This window comes from Amycolatopsis sp. CB00013 (assembly GCF_001905755.1).
Taxonomy (GTDB): domain Bacteria; phylum Actinomycetota; class Actinomycetes; order Mycobacteriales; family Pseudonocardiaceae; genus Amycolatopsis; species Amycolatopsis japonica.
The window spans coordinates 486,847-501,069 of sequence record NZ_LIWC01000007.1; the positions used below are offsets into that span (position 1 = coordinate 486,847).

14 protein-coding genes are annotated in these 14,223 nt (G+C 68.2%); 7 read left to right on the plus strand and 7 right to left on the minus strand.

The window, feature by feature from the left end:
• Positions 1–24: 24 nt before the first annotated feature.
• The 4 genes from AMK34_RS38845 to AMK34_RS38855 all read right to left on the minus strand — a co-directional run bounded on the left by AMK34_RS38845 (position 25) and on the right by AMK34_RS38855 (position 4,063).
• Positions 25–885, minus strand: coding sequence for a poly(ethylene terephthalate) hydrolase family protein (locus tag AMK34_RS38845; protein WP_081975980.1), 861 nt, complete (start codon positions 883–885; stop codon positions 25–27).
• Positions 809–1,069 (minus strand): hypothetical protein, encoded by a 261-nt coding sequence (locus tag AMK34_RS43335; protein WP_198941847.1) that lies wholly within the window; start codon positions 1,067–1,069, stop codon positions 809–811. Before AMK34_RS43335 ends, AMK34_RS38845 begins: the two co-directional genes overlap by 77 nt.
• A 204-nt stretch (positions 1,070–1,273) precedes the next feature.
• Positions 1,274–2,464 carry an oxygenase MpaB family protein gene (locus tag AMK34_RS38850; RefSeq protein WP_073848780.1) on the minus strand — a complete coding sequence of 397 codons (1,191 nt, stop codon included), beginning with the start codon at positions 2,462–2,464 and terminating at the stop codon, positions 1,274–1,276.
• A gap of 39 nt (positions 2,465–2,503) precedes the next feature.
• Complete coding sequence (locus tag AMK34_RS38855) at positions 2,504–4,063, minus strand: long-chain-fatty-acid--CoA ligase (protein ID WP_073848783.1); 1,560 nt, start codon at positions 4,061–4,063, stop codon at positions 2,504–2,506.
• Positions 4,064–4,222: 159 nt separating this feature from the next.
• Between AMK34_RS38855 and AMK34_RS38860 the strand changes: the two genes are divergently transcribed.
• Positions 4,223–5,386, plus strand: coding sequence for a TetR/AcrR family transcriptional regulator (locus tag AMK34_RS38860; RefSeq protein WP_038510900.1), 1,164 nt, complete (start codon positions 4,223–4,225; stop codon positions 5,384–5,386).
• Between the two features lie 66 nt (positions 5,387–5,452).
• Entirely contained in the window at positions 5,453–6,556 is a 1,104-nt protein-coding gene (locus AMK34_RS38865) for an acyl-CoA dehydrogenase family protein (protein ID WP_073848785.1), read from the plus strand.
• An 11-nt stretch (positions 6,557–6,567) separates the two neighbouring features.
• On the opposite strand, the gene AMK34_RS38870 is transcribed toward AMK34_RS38865, so the two are convergent.
• A complete protein-coding gene (locus AMK34_RS38870) occupies positions 6,568–7,788 on the minus strand; it encodes an oxygenase MpaB family protein (RefSeq protein WP_073848787.1) in 1,221 nt (406 codons plus the stop codon).
• Between the two features lie 157 nt (positions 7,789–7,945).
• Between AMK34_RS38870 and AMK34_RS38875 the strand changes: the two genes are divergently transcribed.
• Complete coding sequence (locus tag AMK34_RS38875; RefSeq protein ID WP_073848789.1) at positions 7,946–8,590, plus strand: TetR/AcrR family transcriptional regulator; 645 nt, start codon at positions 7,946–7,948, stop codon at positions 8,588–8,590.
• A 2-nt stretch (positions 8,591–8,592) separates the two neighbouring features.
• Here AMK34_RS38875 and AMK34_RS38880 read toward each other — a convergent pair whose 3' ends face one another.
• Positions 8,593–9,354, minus strand: a complete 762-nt coding sequence (locus AMK34_RS38880; RefSeq protein WP_038510908.1) for an IclR family transcriptional regulator — start codon at positions 9,352–9,354, stop codon at positions 8,593–8,595.
• A gap of 55 nt (positions 9,355–9,409) precedes the next feature.
• Between AMK34_RS38880 and AMK34_RS38885 the strand changes: the two genes are divergently transcribed.
• The 4 genes from AMK34_RS38885 to AMK34_RS38900 are packed head-to-tail and all read left to right on the plus strand — an operon-like array spanning position 9,410 to position 13,473.
• The gene (locus AMK34_RS38885) at positions 9,410–10,390 is read left to right on the plus strand and encodes a 2-dehydro-3-deoxygalactonokinase (RefSeq protein ID WP_073848791.1); all 981 of its coding nucleotides are present in this window, start codon (positions 9,410–9,412) and stop codon (positions 10,388–10,390) included.
• Positions 10,387–10,983, plus strand: a complete 597-nt coding sequence (locus AMK34_RS38890) for a 2-dehydro-3-deoxy-6-phosphogalactonate aldolase (RefSeq protein WP_073848793.1) — start codon at positions 10,387–10,389, stop codon at positions 10,981–10,983. Before AMK34_RS38885 ends, AMK34_RS38890 begins: the two co-directional genes overlap by 4 nt.
• A 10-nt stretch (positions 10,984–10,993) precedes the next feature.
• Complete coding sequence (dgoD, locus tag AMK34_RS38895) at positions 10,994–12,142, plus strand: galactonate dehydratase (RefSeq protein ID WP_073848795.1); 1,149 nt, start codon at positions 10,994–10,996, stop codon at positions 12,140–12,142.
• A gap of 5 nt (positions 12,143–12,147) precedes the next feature.
• The gene (locus AMK34_RS38900; RefSeq protein WP_241832961.1) at positions 12,148–13,473 is read left to right on the plus strand and encodes an MFS transporter; all 1,326 of its coding nucleotides are present in this window, start codon (positions 12,148–12,150) and stop codon (positions 13,471–13,473) included.
• Here AMK34_RS38900 and AMK34_RS38905 read toward each other — a convergent pair.
• The gene (locus AMK34_RS38905; protein WP_073848800.1) at positions 13,451–14,185 is read right to left on the minus strand and encodes a hypothetical protein; all 735 of its coding nucleotides are present in this window, start codon (positions 14,183–14,185) and stop codon (positions 13,451–13,453) included. The two genes, AMK34_RS38900 and AMK34_RS38905, sit on opposite strands and share 23 nt — an antisense overlap.
• Positions 14,186–14,223 lie beyond the last annotated feature (38 nt).

The window sequence follows — 14,223 nt, forward strand, 5'->3', positions numbered from 1 at the left end:
TCACGGCGGCCCGCGCCCCTTGAGTCAGCCGAGCGGGCAACTTCCCCGATATACGGCGATCTTCGGGTCGTTCGCCGGGAGCGGGCACAGGAACTGGTCGTACCTGGTGTCTTCGTCGACGAAGCGTTTCAGCCAGGAAAGGCTGTACTTCGCGATGGTCACGTTCGGCTTCGTCGGCGCCATGTGACCGGCGCCGGCCAGCAGCATGTACGCCTTGTCCAACGACTCGGGAAGGCTTTGGTAGAACGGCCGGGAATGCGAGCCGTCCGGGGCGATGAAATCGTTCTGGGCACTGACGACGAACGTGGGGACCTTCAGGTCGGAGAACGTCGTGTTCGGGTTCCAGCCCGTCAACGGGATGGCGGCCTTCAGCGTGGGTGCTTTCTGCGCGGCTATCAACGACCCGCCGCCGCCCATCGAATGGCCCATGACGGCGAGCCTGCCCGGGTCGACGCGGTCCTTGGCCTGGCTCTTGTCCGTCACGTAGCGCAGAGCCGCGAGCAGCTGATCGGACCGGACGTCCGGGGTGTCCCAGGTGCTCTTGGTGGAGAACGTGATGACGACGAATCCCTGGGAGGCCAAACGCGGGCCGTACCAGGCGATCGCGCTCTCCGTTTCCAGGAAGCCGGGCGCGATCGCGATCGCGCCGAAGGTGCCCTGGCCGGTCTCGGTCGGGTAATGGATCGTCCCGCCGCCGAAACCTTGTCCGGCGGGGACCTTCTCGGTCGCGGTCTGGAACGATCCCCTGTCCGCCTCGATACTGGCGTTCGTCGGAGCGGGGCCGCGGGCATAGGGATTCTCTTCGGCGTCAGCCGGTGCCGCCGCCACGAGCAGTGCGGTCACCGCACTGAGCACCGCGGCGCCCCATCGTGATCCACGCTTCATCGCGCATGTCCTCTCGGAAGAACCGTTCCGGAGCCGGAACGGTTTCCCAGATATAGCGGGGACCCGGCCGGGCGCGCGTCGTGGAAACTACTGAGAAGCGAAAAACTGTCACGTCGGGAAGGTTTTCGGCCTCGTGAATGCGGAAGTCCGTGAAGGCCTCCTTGAGGGACTCTTCCTTGTTCACCCACCAGTCTTTGACGGATGAGTGTCCCCAATGCGGCATTGGGGACACTGAGCGTCTCCGATGCCACATTGGGCGCACCGGATGGAGCCGCGACTCGGGGCAGACTGGTAGTAGGTAAGCCCGTGAAGGCCTCTTTGAGGGACTCTGGGTCCCTCAAGGAGGCCTTCACGGACTGGGCATGCAGGCGAGGCGTGACGGGGGCGGTCAGGTGCCTGCCCGGTTCCCGGTGGGGATGGTGATCAGGGTCGTCGTCGGTGAGGTGCCCTTGTTGAGGAACAACATCGCCAGCGCCCGCACCATCTGGTCGAACATGTAGAACCCGGCCGGCATGATCGGGATCAGCCCCTCGCGGAACGCGATGTAGGCCGGCCACGCGGTGCGGATGAGGGCCGCGGATGCGTAATCGCGGCGCAGCCCGAGCCAGTCGCCGATCGCGTCGCTCAGCACGTAGCGCACGAATTCGTTCAGGAATCCCCGGGTCACGCCAAGATCGACCTGCGCGGTCAGCCCCAGCAGATCTTCCGCGAGCTCTTTTCCTTCGTGCGAAGGGGAAAGGATCGGCGTGAGCACCTGCGCCGACTGAGCTTCCGCGGCCGCCCACGTCTTCGGGATGAACTCCTCCCGCACGCCGAGCAAGTGGATGGCGACCTGCCACATGTGGAGGAAGGCGTCCTCGTCGGCGGCCGACATCGGGACCTTCCATTCGCGCAGCTTCCGGTGCACGTAGGTGCCTAGGCTGTGGAAGGTGACCAGGATGTCGCCGTTGCTGATCGGGATCCGCTCGTCCGCGACGGCCTTCCAGTACGGCGACTGCGGCAGAAGATGCCGCACCGCGGCGTGCACCAGCCGCGTCTTGTTGGCGGTGACCACGAACTGGCCGTCGGGCTCGAAGGCGTTCAGGTCGCTCAGGTCGTAGCCGAAGGTGAACGTCTTGGCCGCGCGGTCCTGCATGTCGGCCCCGCCCGCGGACCAGTAGACCGATTTGGCCTCACGCGGGATGACCGTGCTCATGATGCCGCTGCCGAGCCCGTACAGCATGAACAGATAGGTGTCCTTGCGCCGGTTGAAATCGGCCGCGCGGCGCAGTTTCGTGGGGTCGGCCCAGGACGGCAACCGGTTGACGCGCTGGAGGTGGCCCGCCAGATCGGCGGGCAGTCCGCCGGGGAGCGGGTCGTTGTTGTCCACCCAGGACCGCAGCGCGGTGTTGACCGCGGGCACCTGGCCCGCTTCGAGAACCCCCGCCATGATGCGGTCGATCTCGTCGTCCCAGACCCACCAGGGGTCGGCCGCGGTACCGGTCTGCGTCGCGCCCCAGGCGGGGGCGACGCTCGCCGCGCCCACCAGGCCCAGTGCGACGCCGAGGGACAGGACATTCCTCCTGCTGAGATCGCTCATTTACTTACCTAACTTCCTTGGTAGGTTCCGATGAGTGATTCACCATCGTTTTTCGTCCAGGTCGCGAAGCGCACCCTTGACCACTTTCCCGCCCGCGTTGCGCGGGAGTTCGGGGACCACCACGAGATCCTTGGGCATTTTGAACGAAGCGAGCCTGCCGTCGAGGAATTCGACCAGTTCGGCCAAGGATGGTTCGGGCTCTGTCGTGGTGATGAAAGCGACCGGCACCTGGCCCCAGCGCTCGTCGGGCCGTCCGATCACGGCGACCTCCCGTACCGACGGATGCGCGGAGATCGCGTTTTCCACTTCGGCGCAATAGATGTTCTCGCCGCCGCTGATGATCATGTCCTTCTTGCGGTCGACCACCCAGATGAAACCGTCTTCGTCCTGCGAAACCAGATCGCCGGAATGGAACCAGCCGCCGGCGAAGGCTTCCGCCGTCTCCTGGGGTTTCTTCCAGTAGCCCTTGGTCACCGAGGGCCCGCGGTAGACGATTTCGCCCACTTCGCCCGGCGAGACGTCGTTCATGTCGTCGTCCACGACGCGGTATTGGAGCGTCGGGATCGGTTTGCCGACGGAGCCGAGTTTGCGCGTCGAGTCCTCGCCGCTGAGCACGCAGGTGATCGGGGAGGTCTCGGTCTGGCCGAACACGGCCACGTTGAGGGCGCCGGGGAACTTCTCGGCCATGGCGAGCAGCGTCGCCCGCGTCGCGGGAGCCGCGCCCCAGCTGATGATCCGCAGTTTCAGCTTCCGTTCGGCGATGTCCGGCTGGGCGCAGAGCAGATCCCATTGCTGGGGAACGTTGAACACCACGGTGGCGCCTTCGCGTTCGTAGGCGTCGAGCACCGCGCGCGGATCGAAGGCGCCCAGCGGGTGGATCACGACCACCCCGCCGACCAGGAAGTTCGCCACGATCGAACCCAGTCCGGCGATGTGGAAGAACGGTGCGGTCAGGAAGGCGACGTCGGTGTCGTCGAAGATCTTCATCGCCCGGATACAGGTGATCGCCTGCATCTGCAGGTTGCGATGGGACAGCATCACCCCTTTCGGCCTGCCGGTGGTGCCCGAGGTGTACATGATCAGCGCCGTCGATTCCTCACTGACGTCGGGCAGTTCCAGCGGTGCGTGCGCGGTCAGGAATTCCTCGTACTCCGTGCGCCCTTCGGCGTCGTCCGGTTCGCCGATGACGAGCACGGTCCCGATCGACGCGGCGTTCGGCGCGGCGTCGAGCAGGGGGAGCAACCGCGCGTCGACGACGACGGCGGACGGCGTGCAGTCGGCCAGGATGTAGTCGAGCTCCGCCGGCGCGAGGCGGAAACTGAGCGGGACGGCCATGGCGCCCAGGCTGTTCGCCGCGAACACGGTCTCCACGAACCACGGGTGGTTCAAGGTCAGCGTCGCCACGCGATCGCCTTCGGTGACGCCTCGTGCGGCGAGGGCGGCGGCCAATTGCAACGACCGCCGTGAGAGTTCCGCCCAGGTGGTCGTCTCGCCGAGGTACCGCAGAGCGGGCTTGTCCGGTCGCATCATCGCGTGCGTTGCCGCGTGCGCCATCCAGTGGTGCCGGAAGGACGAGGCGGGAGCCGAAGCGGTCGACATGGCCATCCTCAGGTGTCGGAACGGGACCTCTCGCGTGGCCAGTATGCATGCCAAGCCGCCGGTTGAGAAGCGATAAGTTAATCGAAAATCACATTGCGGCGCCGGTTGCGCCCGTCAGTCGTCCCTGGTGGTGATCCGGTTCGTGGTTGACTTCCCGGCATGAGCGCCGAGTCGACCGCGGCCGTCCGGCCGCGCAACCGCAAGCAGCAGATCGTCGACGCGGCCGGGCGGATCTTCAGCGAGCACGGCTACCACGCGGCGTCGATGGAGGAGATCGCCGCCGACGTCGGCATCACCGCGGCGGCCCTGTACCGGCACTTCCCGAACAAGTACGCGTTGTTCGCCGCGTGCGCGAACGTCATGGCCGACCGGCTCGTCGCCACGCTCGACGAGGTGGCGCCCGGCGCGCCGCTGGCGGACGTGCTCGCCGCCGTCACGCAGGGGACGGTCGTCCATCGCGCGTCGAGTGGCCTGTACCGCTGGGAATCCCGGTACCTCGAACGTGCGGACCGGCAGTCGCTCGCGCTGAAGTTCGGGCAGGTCGTGGACCGGGTGGCCGAGGCGGTGCGGCGGGAGTACCCGCTCCCAGACGAGGGTTTGCGGGCGGTGGCCGCCCTCGGCGTGATCGGATCGATCACGATGCACCGCACCTCGATCGCCCAGCGCCGCGTCGAAGAAGTGCTGGTCGAGTCCGCCCTGCGAGTGGTCGCGACCGATCCGGCGGCGGGTGCCGGGGGCGCGCACGCCGTCGAGTTGCCGTCCAATCCGGAGCCGCGCACCCGGCGTTCGGAGATCCTCGCGGCGGCCATCCCGCTGTTCGAACGGGACGGATTCGCCAACGTCACGAACGGCAGGATCGCCGAGGCCGTCGGTCTGGTGCCCTCCGCGCTCTACCGATACTTCCCCGGCAAGGCCGACATTCTCGCCGCCGCTTGCCTGCAGGCCGCGGGAATCCTGGCCCAGGCGGTGGAACAGAACCTTCGCGACGTCGAGGGCCCGAGCGACGCGCTGCTCGCGCTGGCGCGGACCTATGTGGCCTACAGCTTCGAGCACACCGCGCTCACCAGTGTCGCCAACGCCGAACTCGCGGGTCTGCCCGCGGCCCTGCAACGTCCTTTGGTCAGCGCGCAGCGCGAACACATCGCCGTCTGGGAACAACATTTGCGGTCGGCGCGGCCGGAACTCGACCAGCGTCAGGCGAGGGTGCTCGTGCACGCCGGTTTCGGGGTGGTGGTCGAAGCGGGACGGAGGTTGCGCTGGGAGGACGTCCCCGCCAACCGCGACGCCGTCAGCGCCTTGCTCGTCGGCGCACTGGGGGTTTGACGCCGTTGATACGGTGATACGTGACTTGATGCCGCGTATCATCACGGCGGTTCGACGGGAGAAGAAATGCGACTCACCTCCGAGCAGAACGAATTCGCCGCGTCCGTGGCGGAGCTGTGCCGCCGCGAAGGTGGTGCCCGGGAAGCCCACGACGACGTGCTCTACCGCAAGATGGCCGCGCTGGGCTGGATCGGCGCCGGGCTGCCCGCCGAGTTCGGCGGGGCCGACGGCGGCATGGTCGACATCTGTGTCTTCCTGGAACAGACCGCGCGCGGGATGGCGCCGATCGGCGGCTTCACCACGTCGATCATCGTCGCCGAGGCGTACCGCAGGTTCGGTTCGCCCGAGCAGAAGAAGCTCGTGATCGGTGGCGTCGCGGAAGGCGAGGTCGCGTCGATCGCGATGTCCGAACCCGAAGCGGGATCGGACGTCGGCGCGCTGACCTGCCGGGCCGAACGCCGTGACGGCGGCTGGGTGATCAACGGCCAGAAGACCTGGTGTTCCAACGCGCATATCGCGAACACGATCCTGCTCGTGGCCAGGACGTCGTCCGAGGGCGGCAAACACGACGGCCTGACGATGTTCCACGTCCCCGCCGACAGCGCCGGGCTCACCGTCAAGGGCATCGAGACCTTGGGCGGGAGTGACGTCAACGACCTCTACTTCACCGACTGCGTGCTGCCCGCGGACGCCGTGGTCGGCAAGGTGGGGGAGGGCTGGCGGCAGCTGATGGCGGGGCTGAACCTGGAGCGGCTGATCCTCGCCGCCGGAATGCTGGGAACCGCGCAGCGCGCCTTCGACGACACGCTCGCCTACGTCCGCGAGCGTCGCCAGTTCGGCAAGCCGATCGGGACCTTCCAGGCCATCCGGCACCGGCTCGCCGATCTGGCGACGGAGATCGAGTGCTGCCGCCTGCTGGTCTATCGCGTCGCGGAACTCGTCGACGAAGACCCCGAACGGCTGCTGCCCAGGGAAGCGTCGATGGCGAAGCTCAAGGTGACCGAGACGGCGAAAAAGGTGGCGCTGGAAGGTATGCAGATGATGGGCGGCTACGGCCACGCGATGGAATTCGACATGCAGCGGCATGTGCGGAGCACGCTGGTGTCCACTGTGTACGGTGGAACCAGCGAGATCCAGCGCGACATCATCGGCAAGACCTACGGCCTCTGAACGCCTTCCGGTCAGGACGGCCGGTTGGCGTCGGGGATCTCGATGCTGATCGGCCGTAGTTCGGACAGGAACAGCAAAGCGGCCTTGCGAAGGAACTCGTCGAACAGCCAATAGACCTGCGGTGCCGTCGGGAAGGGCAGCAGTCCTTCCCGCACGGCGACGAAGGGGCCCCACGCGGTGCGGAGAAGCGGGTCCCAGATCGGCTCACGCGGGATCTTCAGCCAGTTCGCGATCCGGTCGCCGAGCAGGAACCGGGTGAACGCGCCGAGGATGGGCTTGCTGAGGACGCCGGCGTCGACGGACGAACCGAGGCTGAGCAGGATGTCGGCCAGTTCGATGCCTTCCGTTGTGGCCGCCAGGATCGGGGTCAGCACCTGGGCGGCCTGCGCGTCCGCCTCGGCCCACGACGCGGGAAGGTATTCGTCCGCGATGCCGAGCATATGCCCGCCGAGTTGCCAGGAATGCAGGAACGCCTCCGACTCGTGCGCCGGGATGGGGACCTTCCAGGCGGTCAGCTTCTGCATCACGGTCGTCGGAAGACTGTGCCAGGTCACCATCATGTCGGCCTGGCTGATCGGGATCCGTTCGTCGGCGACGGTGTCCCACTGCGGCGACTGGGGGAGGAGATGACGCACGGCCGCGTGCACCAGCCGGGTCTTCACACACGTCACGATCATTTCGCCGTCGGGGGCGTAGGCGTTGCGGGTGCCGATGTCGTAGCCCAGTTTGGCGGTCTTGGAGATGCGGTCCTTCATGTCCGCGCCGCCCTTCGAGTAGTAGACCGCGCGTGCCTCCTTGGGAATGACGGTGCTCATCATTCCGCTGGCGAAACCATAGAGGACGCCGAGATACAGGCCGCGCTTCTCGTTGAACTCGTACGCGGTGGCCAGTTTGCGCTGATCGGCCCAGGACGGCAGCCGCCGTGCCCGTTCCATGAAATCGCGCAGATCCGACGGCAGTTCGTCGGGGAGCGGCTGGCCGTTCTTCTTCCAGGTGCGCAAAAGCGCGTTCACCTTCGGCAGGTCGCCCCGGAGGATCACCGAGGCGACCAGGGTGTCGGCCTCCGGATCCCAGACCCAGCGCGGATCGGCCCCCGTTCCGGTGCCCGCCACCGAACCCGCGGCGGACCACGTCCATGGCGCCGCCTGTGCGGGAGCAGCGAGGCCCAACGCGCCGAGCGCGCCGAGTGCCCCTCCGGCCTTCAAAACGCCACGCCTGCCGTGTTCGTCCATGTCGCCGTTCCTCCGCGTCGAGTCGGCCGAGCTCTGATACGATGAAACACGTTGCGAATCTGCGTATCACCATGAGAGCACGACGGCCGGGACTTCACAAGGCCCGATGTGACGAGGTGCCTTGTCCGCAAGGCACAATCGGGTGCGGGAGGTGGCCATGGAACCGGCGTTGGAGTCCTTGCTGGAGCTGGCGTACTCGGACGCCGTCGAGCGGGTCGACGAGACGGACGAGACGCGGACGCGGATCCTCGACGCGGCGTACACCCAGTTCTCCAAAACCGGCATCCAACGGTCCACAATGGAGGATGTCGCCCGGCGCGCGGGGGTTTCCCGGATCACCGTCTACCGGCGCTTCCCGGGGAAGGACGTCCTGGTCGAGCAGGTGGTGCGGCGGGAGTTCCGGCGGTACTTCGACCGGTTCCTCGCCGACATCGAGCAGGCGGACACCGTCGGCGAACGCGTGGTGCTGGGCTTCGTGAGCTCGCTGCGGGCGATCCGCGGCAATCCGCTGATCGGCGGGCTGCTCGACGTCGAGCCGGACCTCCTCATGGCGTCCATGATCGGCGACGGTGGCCGCACCCTCGCCACTGTCCGCGCCTTCGTCGCGGGCCAGTTGAAGCAGGAACAGGCGGCGGGCAACGTCTCACGGAAACTGGACGTCGATCTCGCGGCCGAACTGATGGTGCGGGTCTCGACCTCGTTCCTGCTGATCCCCGGCCAGGTCGTCGACGTCGACGACGACGAGCAGCTCGCCGCCGTGGCGAGGCGGTTCCTCGTGCCCCTGCTGGAGTTGCGGGACTGACGTCAGGGCTCGCGGTGGCCGAGGCCTGCGGAGACCTGCCGGGCCGCGCGGCCGACGACGCGGTTCAGGCCGCGCATCCGGGCGGCGGGCATGTACGGCCGGGTCGCCGAAACGCTGATGGCCCCGGCGATCGCGCCGGTGGCGTCCCGGATCGGCGCCGCGACACAGCGGATCCCCGGTTCGTTGTCCTCCAGGTCCATCGCCACCCCGGACTCCGCGTACTCACGCATGCGCGCCAGGAACGCGTCGACGTCCTCCGGGCGCACCCTGCCGGGTTCCACGGGTGTCTCGGCCAGGTAGAGGTCCCGCCATTCCGGCGCGGAGTCCAGCAGCAGCGCCATGCCGACACCGGTGCGGGTCAACGGCATCCGGTGCCCGATCCGGGAACGCATCTCCGCGCCCCGTGAACCGGGCAGCTTGTCCAGGTACAGCACCGAATCCCCGTCGCGGACGGCCAGATGCACGGTGTCGCGCAACTGCTCCGCCAGCTCCTCCAGCACCGGCCGGGCGACCACCGGCAGCGGACTGCCGTGCAGGGCCTGGAAACCCAATTCGATCAAGGTGGGCCCGAGCGCGTAGCCGTCCCGTCCGCTGCGCAGGTACCCCTCGCTGACCAGCAGCTGGACCAGCCGGTGCGCGGTACTGCGGCCCAGCCCGGTGTCCTCGACCAGGCCGCGGAGGTCGGTCGCGCCACTGGCGACCGCGCGGATCAGCGCGAGGCCGCGGGCGAGCGTCTGGGTGCCGGGCGGTGCCGTGTCGGACATGCCGGAATCCTACATATAGGGACGGCGATCGCATTATCGGGAACGCGCCCGCACGATGTCGCTCGTGACCGACACCGGACCCGCCTTGATCGCGCTCGACTGGGGAACCTCCGGTCAGCGTGCCTGGCTGCTCGGCGCGGACGGCGGGATCCTGGCCGCCCGCAGCGCCGGGCGTGGACTGCTGACCACGACCGAGGACGTGGACCTCGACGACCCGCGAGCCAGGGCGGCCGCCTACGAGTCCGCCTTCCGGAAGACCTGCGGAGACTGGCTCACCGAGTTCCCCGGGCTGCCCGCCCTCGCCGCCGGCATGGTGGGCAGCGCGCAGGGCTGGACCGACTCCGGATACCGCACCGTTCCGGCGGGGCTCGACTTCCCGTCGCTCGTCCCCGTGTCCCATCGCGACGGCGTGCTCCATCTCGTGCCGGGACTGCGGATCCCGTCCGGCGCGCACCCCGGCGACGTGATCCGCGGCGAGGAGACACAACTGGTCGGCGTGCTCGAAGCGCTCGGCTACCCCGGCGGACCGCTCACCGTGGTGCTGCCCGGTACGCACAGCAAATGGGTCCGCGTCGAGGACGGGGTCGTCACCGGATTCACCACCGCGATGACCGGCGAACTGTACGGATTGCTGATCGCGCACGGCATCCTCGCCCGCACGGCCGCCGACCCGGTCGCCGACGACGAGGCCTTCTCGCGGGGTCTCGCCGCGGGACGGCGTTCGCGCGGGCTCGCCACCGAGGCGTTCGGCGCCCGCCCGCTCGTGCTCGACGGCGTCCTGGAACCGGAGTCGCTGCCCGACTACCTCTCCGGTGTCCTGATCGCCGACGAGATCTCGCATCTGTTGCATGACGCGGACACCCGCGTGGTGCTGTGCGGTGCGGGCGAACTCTGCCGTCGCTACGCCGCCGCCCTCGCCGGAAGGGGAGTGGAGGCCATCGTGCTGTCCGAGGAGGTCACCGCCCGCGGGCTGTGGCGGATCGCGACGGCCGCCGGACTGCTCGAAGACCGTCTCGAAAGGACACTGAAACCGTGACCGGATTGATCGCGATCCTGCGCGGGGTAACCCCGGCCGAGGTCGTCGGCATCGGCCGGGCGCTCGTCGACGCCGGATTTCCCGCCATCGAGGTGCCACTGAACTCGCCGGAACCGTTCGCGAGCGTCCGTCTGCTCGCCGACGCGTTCGGGGACCGGTGCGAGATCGGCGCGGGTACCGTGCTCACCACCGAAGACGTCGTCCGGGCGCGGGCGGCCGGGGCGCGGTTGATCGTGGCTCCCAACACCGATCCCGCGGTGATCTCAGCCGCCGTGGCCGAGGGGATGACGCCGTATCCCGGCGTCGCCACGCCGACCGAGGCCTTCGCCGCGCTGGCCGCGGGTGCCCGGTATCTCAAGCTGTTCCCCGCCGACGCGGTCGGGATCGGGGGCATGAAGGCGTGGCGTGCCGTGCTGCCGCGCGAGGTCCGACTGCTGCCGGTCGGCGGGGTCGACGAAACGAACCTGGCGGCCTGGGCCGCCGCCGGGGCGGCCGGGGCGGGGCTGGGTTCCTGCCTCTACCGGCCGGGTGACACCGCTGATGTGGTCGGCGTCCGTGCCCGCGCACTTTCCGAGATCTGGCACCAGGAATAGGAAAAGAACCATGAAGATCGTGTCAATGACGACATACCAGGTGCCGCCGCGCTGGTCGTTCCTGAAGATCGAAACGGACGAGGGCGTCACCGGCTGGGGCGAACCGGTCCTGGAGGGCCGGGCCGCTTCGGTGGCGGCGACCGTCGAGGAGCTTTCCGACTACCTGATCGGCAAAGATCCCTCGCAGATCGAGGATCTGTGGACCGTCCTGTATCGCGGCGGGTTCTACCGGGGCGGCGGACTCCACATGAGCGCGCTGGCCGGCATCGACCAGGCCCTGTGGGATATCAAGGGCAAGGCGCTCGGTGTCCCGGTGCACGAACTGCTCGGCGGCCGGGTACGCGAGGCGATCAAGGTGTATTCCTGGATCGGAGGCGACCGCCCGGCCGAGACCGCCCGCGCCGCGCGCGAGGTGGTGGACCGCGGGTTCAGCGCGGTGAAGATGAACGGGACCGAGGAACTGTCCTATCTGGACACCTGGGACAAGGTCGACCGCTGTGTGGCCAATGTGGACGCGGTGCGCCAGGCGGTCGGCCCGAACATCGGTATCGGGGTGGACTTCCACGGCCGCGTGCACAAGCCGATGGCCAAGGTCCTGCTGCGCGAACTGGAGCCGTACCGGCTGATGTTCGTCGAGGAGCCGGTGCTTTCCGAGCACGTCGACGGTTTCGCCGACGTGCTCCGCAACTCGCCGATCCCGATCGCGCTCGGCGAGCGGCTGTTCTCGCGGTGGGATTTCAAGACCGTGCTGGCGTCGGGTGCCGTCGACATCATCCAGCCGGACCCGTCGCACTGCGGCGGCATCACCGAAGCGCGCAAGATCGCGCACATGGCCGAGGCGTACGACGTCGGCCTGGCGCTGCATTGCCCGCTCGGCCCGATCGCGCTGGCGGCCTGCCTGCAGATCGACGCGGGTTGCTACAACGCGACGATCCAGGAGCAGAGCCTCGGGATCCATTACAACACGAGCAACGATCTGTTGGATTATCTGGCGGATCCGTCGGTGTTCGCCTACGACGACGGACAGGTCGTCATCCCCCGCGGGCCGGGGCTGGGCATCGAGATCAACGAGGAGTACGTCGCCGAACGGGCGGCCGAGGGGCATCGCTGGCGGAATCCCGTGTGGCGGCACGCCGACGGCTCGTTCGCGGAATGGTGAGCGCGATGACCACCGCCGTCCAGACCGCCGTGCGCCCCACCAGGTTCCGGGTGCTCATCGCGGTGATGCTGTTCATCACCGTCGTCATCAACTACCTCGACCGGTCGAACCTGTCGATCGCGATGCCCGCGATCGCCGGCGAACTCGATCTGTCCAAAGCGGAACAGGGCATCCTCCTGTCGGCCTTCGGCTGGACCTATGCCGCGTTGCAACTGCCCGGCGGCTGGCTGGTCGACAAGATCCCGCCGCGGCTGCTCTATCCGGCCTGCCTGATCCTGTGGTCGCTCGCGACGTTCTTCATGGGGATCATCGGCGGGTTCGTCGCGCTGATCGCGTTGCGGCTGATGGTCGGCGTCTTCGAAGCACCCGCCTATCCGATCAACAGCAAGATCGCGACCGTCTGGTTCCCGGAACGCGAACGCGCCACGGCGATCGGCTTCTACACCTCGGGCCAGTTCATCGGCCTCGCCCTGCTGACGCCCGTGCTGTCCTGGCTGCAGACCGTGCTTTCGTGGCATTGGGTGTTCATCGCCACCGGTCTGGTCGGCATCCTCTGGGCCGTGCTTTGGTACGCGAAGTACCGCGAACCGCGTGACTCGCGGGCCAACGAGGCCGAGGTGGAGCTGATCCGGTCCGGCGGCGGCCTGGTGGACCTGCCGCGTGAGCGGCCGGAGCGGGCGCGGATCACGCGTGCCGATCTGGCGACCGTGCTGGGCAGCCGGAAACTGTGGGGAATCTACTTCGGACAGTTCTGCCTGACCTCGACGCTCTGGTTCTTCCTCACCTGGTTCCCGACGTATCTCGTCGAGTACCGGGAAATGGACTACATCAAGTCCGGTTTCCTCGCGTCGCTGCCGTTCATCGCGGCACTGGTGGGCGTGCTGGTTTCCGGTGTCCTGTCGGACTTCCTGGTACGGCGTGGCGCTTCGCTCGGAGTGGCGCGGAAGGGCCCGATCATCGCCGGGCTGCTGCTGAGCACCGTGATGGTCACGGCCGGATTCACCGACTCGACCACGATGGTCATCGTGATCCTGTCCATCGCCTTCTTCGGCAACGGGCTCGCGTCGATCACCTGGTCGCTGGTCTCCGCGCTGGCGCCGCGGAGGCTGCTCGGCCTGACCGGCGGGATGTTCAACTTCATCGGGAACCTGTCGTCGATCGCCACGCCGATCGTCATCGGCCTGATCGTCACCGACGACAGTTTCGCGCCCGGCTTCGCCTACATGACCGTGATCACGGTCGCCGGGATCCTGTCCTACGTCTTCCTGGTCGGCAAGGTCGAGCGCGTGGCCGAGCGGGACGGCGCGGTCAGCGCGCGAACGCCAGGGTGATCCAGTTCGAGAACTCGCAGGCGAGGTGCATCCGGTGCTGGGTGACCATCGTGGGCATCGTGAGCCGCGGGAACTCGACGCAGAGGTGGGCGTGGAAGCCGTCGGCGTGGTCGCGGAACTCGTGCCGGACCCCGCCGATGGCCAGCCCCGACCCGGACCTGGCGACGCCCGACGCTTCGAAGGGGAACGCCGCGTCCCGGTGGGTGACGATCTCCGCGGTGTCGGTGTAGTCGACCAGGAACCGGGTCGCGAGCGGGCTGCCGCCGGTCGTCTCGACGACCTCCTGCCGCCCGTCGGGCGCGGTGTCGATCAGGAAGTGGTCCGGGTTGGCGGCGATCATGCTGCGGGCGTAGTCGTCCCGGCCGGTGTCGTCGAACCAGGCGAGGAATTCGGCGGCGGTCCCTGCCCCGCGCACGAAGAGGTCACAGGTGCTGGTGACCCGCCGGCCGCGGGAAAGGTGGGTGGACGTCCGCGCGACGGCGTCGGCCCGGCGGATGTCCCGGCCGAGGCGGCGGCGGATCTCGTCCGGGCCGAGCTCCAGTTTGGCGTCGGCGAAGGCCGTCCGCATCAGGGAGAGTTCACCGGTCGGCGCCGGGAGGCCGATCTTCGCGGCGGCCTTGCCCATTCGCTTCGTCTCCCACGCTCGCACGTCATCGCGTGAGACGGGGCGCCCGGCCAGCACGGCCTCGATCGTCGGTTCGGTAGTGGGCATCGGTGCCTCCGGATCGGTGAGCGGGTTGCGTCGCAGTG

What these genes read in the sequence shown, in the direction of transcription:
- AMK34_RS38885 (WP_073848791.1), top strand. Translation starts at nt 9,410, where the DNA reads ATGTCGCTCGTGACCGACACCGGACCCGCCTTGATCGCGCTCGACTGG.
- AMK34_RS38845 (WP_081975980.1), bottom strand. Translation starts at nt 885, where the DNA reads ATGAAGCGTGGATCACGATGGGGCGCCGCGGTGCTCAGTGCGGTGACC.
- AMK34_RS38870 (WP_073848787.1), bottom strand. Translation starts at nt 7,788, where the DNA reads ATGGACGAACACGGCAGGCGTGGCGTTTTGAAGGCCGGAGGGGCACTC.
- AMK34_RS38905 (WP_073848800.1), bottom strand. Translation starts at nt 14,185, where the DNA reads ATGCCCACTACCGAACCGACGATCGAGGCCGTGCTGGCCGGGCGCCCC.
- AMK34_RS38880 (WP_038510908.1), bottom strand. Translation starts at nt 9,354, where the DNA reads ATGTCCGACACGGCACCGCCCGGCACCCAGACGCTCGCCCGCGGCCTC.
- AMK34_RS38875 (WP_073848789.1), top strand. Translation starts at nt 7,946, where the DNA reads ATGGAACCGGCGTTGGAGTCCTTGCTGGAGCTGGCGTACTCGGACGCC.
- dgoD (WP_073848795.1), top strand. Translation starts at nt 10,994, where the DNA reads ATGAAGATCGTGTCAATGACGACATACCAGGTGCCGCCGCGCTGGTCG.
- AMK34_RS38865 (WP_073848785.1), top strand. Translation starts at nt 5,453, where the DNA reads ATGCGACTCACCTCCGAGCAGAACGAATTCGCCGCGTCCGTGGCGGAG.
- AMK34_RS38900 (WP_241832961.1), top strand. Translation starts at nt 12,148, where the DNA reads ATGACCACCGCCGTCCAGACCGCCGTGCGCCCCACCAGGTTCCGGGTG.
- AMK34_RS38855 (WP_073848783.1), bottom strand. Translation starts at nt 4,063, where the DNA reads ATGTCGACCGCTTCGGCTCCCGCCTCGTCCTTCCGGCACCACTGGATG.
- AMK34_RS38860 (WP_038510900.1), top strand. Translation starts at nt 4,223, where the DNA reads ATGAGCGCCGAGTCGACCGCGGCCGTCCGGCCGCGCAACCGCAAGCAG.
- AMK34_RS38850 (WP_073848780.1), bottom strand. Translation starts at nt 2,464, where the DNA reads ATGAGCGATCTCAGCAGGAGGAATGTCCTGTCCCTCGGCGTCGCACTG.